Below are 3,649 nucleotides of genomic sequence, written 5' to 3'. Positions count from 1 at the left end.
TATCGCGGATCACTTCTGCATCGGCAACTAACGAACGATGACAACGCCACGGAATGGCTTCAGCACACATAATTGCGATCTTTCTTCTCTTGTTTAAAAGTTTATTTAACTCTTTCAACGCAGAAAAGAACGCTGCTGTTTGCATGTAATCAGCATATCCTCGAAAACTTTTATTGCGCCAACCCTGATTGATAGAGTCTTTATTCGTGTGACGAAGTCCACCTAGTGCGCCCATATGACGATACGTAATATTAATCGTTTTGAGTGCTATCTTTAGCCTATTTTCATTAAACCAAGGCACATGTCGTGACTTAGGAATAGAGCGTATGTCGATTACGTGAGTAATGTTATGCGCTCGTAAAATAGCTTTAAATTCTTTCAAAGTATGTGTCGAGTGACCAATCGTATAGAGTGTCGGCATCGCCAATCTCTTTATGCGTGAGTACTTTGGATCATATTAATGATACGCGGTAAAAGAATGTTATTTTCTAAATGCACATGTTGAAATATGTCCTTTTCCATCTCAGCCAATCCACTTAACAGTGCTCGATAAGTGTTACAAGCATCTTTTGGTAGTAAATAATAATGACTTAATTGTCTTAAGCTTTTTAAATCATCCCCTGCCTTTTGATGCTCTTCCTTAAGCTCATTGATATATTTTTTTATTTCGACCTCAGTAAATTCGTTACTATGATTTGTAGATCCGATTTTAAGCAATTGAGGGAAAACGGTATTCTCCTCTAACAGCAAATGTTGCTCCATTTCACGGTAAAATGCGGTATAAAGATCGTTCATGGGTAATAATTCTGGATGATTTTTGCTATGTGCTTTAACTACTTTATCCATTAATATTTTTAAACGAGGCAACGCCGTGTGAAGATAATTATGATGTTTATCCAGAATGTGCTGGATAAGTTCAGAGGTAGATAATTCATCTAAGCGTTGTTCTGAAGATTCTTTATTTTCATGCAGTACGCTGAATATCTGCTTTATCACCGTTGAGGGCAGTAGATTGTGTCGAGTGCAGATCTCCTTTAATGTCACGTTTCCGCCACAACAGTAATCAATTGATAAGGCTTCAAATACTTTGGCTAAGGCAGGATGTTCTTTGACTAAATTGCCTACGGTTTTATCAAGTACAGGTGGGTAATCATCGTTTACAACAAGGTCTTTCTTTAACCATTGTTCATAGCAGTCTAAGCCACAAAAATGTAATACGTAATCCGCCATTTCAAAAGTATAGGCGTTCGGTGTTGGTGCCAATTTACAGCATTCGTTACATGAGTATGTTTCATTGTTGAATGATACGGTTTCAGTTTCCATGCTCAATACCTCGCTGTGTTAAAAACGGTTTTAATTTAATAATAAAATCGTAACCCATGAGTAATGCGCCGGCGGCAAATACCACATCACCAGGTAAGCGTAACCATTGCCATAACAAGGTCGTATTATAAAAAGCTAAACTTCTGGCATACGCTAATCCATGTTCATAGACCGCATTTAATTGTAGCCAGCCAATAGGAAAGAAATTCAGTAAAATCCATAACACTAATCCAATGTTGTAACACCAAAATGCCCATAGACCGAGACGATCACTCCACGTATTATTGTCACCCGCGGCGTAACGTAAACAGAAATAAATCATGCCTAATGCCAACAATCCAAACGCACCAAATAAAGCGGTATGCGCGTGATTTAAGGTTAAAAAGGTTGCATGTTCGTAATAATTAATTAAAGGAGCATTAATGGTGCCACCACCAAATACGCCAGCACCGACAAAATTCCAAAATGCAGAGCCGATAATGTATAAGTAAGCTAAACGGTATGGAAATTTTTCTAGGTTTTTAATTAAGCTATGTTGGGTAGTCGCTTCGATAATTAACAGTAGCAATGGCAATACCTCAATAAAGGAAAACACACTGCCTAATGCTAACCACATCGCGGGTTCGCCCACCCAATACCAATGATGACCAGTACCTAATACACCACCTAAGAAAATAAGAATAATTTCTAAAAATACGGTGCGTTCTGCTAATCGGCGTGAAACTAAGCCCACACCCATGAGCAAATAAGCGATCACCGTTACCGCAAAAAATTCAAAGGATTGCTCTACCCACAAATGCACCACCCACCAACGCCAAAAATCTGTAATCGTGAAAGATTTCTCAACACCTGTCAGTGGGATCATGCCAAACCAATAAAGCACCGCGATATTAATCGTACTGGCCCAAAATAAATGCTCTAAATGAATTTTCCCTGTCCAAAATTCGTAGGTCGCTTTTTTTAAGCGGGTTAAACTCGGCCATAAACTTCTGAAAATCATTACACTCCATAATACAAGACCAATCGCAAATCCAATTTGCCAAGCCCGACCTAATTGAATATAGGATAGACCTTGATTACCAAACCAAAACCATTTGGTTTGAATAATATTCATAATGCCTAAATAGTCACCGATAATGGCACCGGCAACAATCAGTAAGGTTACCCAAAATAAAACATCGACTAATAATCCTTGTCCTTTTGCTTCACTGCCACTGATGATAGGTGCCAAAAATAAAGCGGATGCTATCCAAGAAAGTCCTATCCAGACGATAGGCGTTTGAATATGAATATCACGCAAGAAATTAAACGGCAAAATTGTCGCTAAATTAATGCCATAAAAATCAGCGCGCTCTGAATAATAATGAGCAAGAATAGCCCCTACACCGATTTGTACTAAAAGTACTAAGGCGACTAACAAAAAATAACGCCACACTTTCTTTTGACTAGTCGTTAACGGCTGATAGTCAGTGAAAAAGGCAGATGCCGATGTGTGATCGCTTTCACTAAAATAACGATGAAAAATAAATAAAATAGCGCCAAACCCAAAAAATATGAAACAAAAGGAAACCCATGTCCAGGTAAAGGTTCCAGTCGTGGGCACATTCCCCACAGAAGGTTCATACGGCCAATTATTGGTATAAGAAAAATTTTCACCTGGACGATGCGCCACGGTGGTCAGTGACGAATAGATCAGAAAATCGGCTGTTTGCGCGGCGCTGGTAGAATTCAAACTGTACGCTTTCGTCCAACCTGCTGCAAAATTGTTGGTTAATAATTCCTGAATAATTTGCGCACGCAGTGTTGTGATCGCATTGGCTAATGCGGTAGGAATAACCGCAACGGATGTGTTTAATTTCACCGTTTGTAATATTTGTTGCATTTGTTGTTGAATAACATATTGCTGTTCTTTGGACAGCACAGAAAACAGTTGCTTAAATTGTTCCTTGGCAAGTTCATCTTGTGTTAACTGACCGAGTTTTACTAAATATTTAGCCGTATAATCTTCGCCAAAATAAGAACCCATACCATAGAGACTGCCATAATCCATTAAATCGGCACGCTGAAATCCACTTTTACCGGCAACAATGTTTTCCTTGCTTAAAATAATTTTGTTAGATGGCGTATTAAAACTATTCGGTAAGGGCGGTGCTTGTTGATAAGTAATATAAGTGCCCCAAATTAATGCTCCAAAGCACGCAAGTGCGACTATTAGCAATAACCATTTTAATATCGTGGTGATTTTATCCGGTGAATAATCCACCTTTAGTGCTTCATTGATATTTAACGCTTTATTCATGTATCTTAGTTCCTGTTAATAAATAGG

General features: G+C 38.6%; 3 protein-coding genes. All 3 read right to left on the bottom strand.

Annotation, left to right across the window (positions count from 1 at the left end; all coding sequences use genetic code 11):
* Positions 1 to 421: DUF488 domain-containing protein (locus KIT27_12310; protein MCW5590429.1), on the bottom strand; the 421-nt coding region annotated here is incomplete at its 3' end.
* Positions 422 to 432: 11 nt separating this feature from the next.
* A complete protein-coding gene (gene ric, locus KIT27_12305) occupies positions 433 to 1,323 on the bottom strand; it encodes an iron-sulfur cluster repair di-iron protein (protein ID MCW5590428.1) in 891 nt (296 codons plus the stop codon).
* On the bottom strand, positions 1,313 to 3,622 hold the full coding sequence (locus KIT27_12300) for a cbb3-type cytochrome c oxidase subunit I (protein MCW5590427.1): 2,310 nt from the start codon (positions 3,620 to 3,622) through the stop codon (positions 1,313 to 1,315). The genes ric and KIT27_12300 overlap by 11 nt, the downstream gene beginning before the upstream one ends.
* Positions 3,623 to 3,649: the final 27 nt, after the last annotated feature.

The organism is Legionellales bacterium, from assembly GCA_026125385.1.
Lineage (GTDB): Bacteria > Pseudomonadota > Gammaproteobacteria > JAHCLG01 > JAHCLG01 > JAHCLG01.
Note: the sequence above shows the minus strand (reverse complement) of the source record. Positions and strands in the feature narration are given on the sequence as shown.

Bases quoted from the DNA above. Each gene is read 5' to 3' on its own strand.
- ric (MCW5590428.1), bottom strand. From the start codon at position 1,323: ATGGAAACTGAAACCGTATCATTCAACAATGAAACATACTCATGTAAC.
- KIT27_12300 (MCW5590427.1), bottom strand. From the start codon at position 3,622: ATGAATAAAGCGTTAAATATCAATGAAGCACTAAAGGTGGATTATTCA.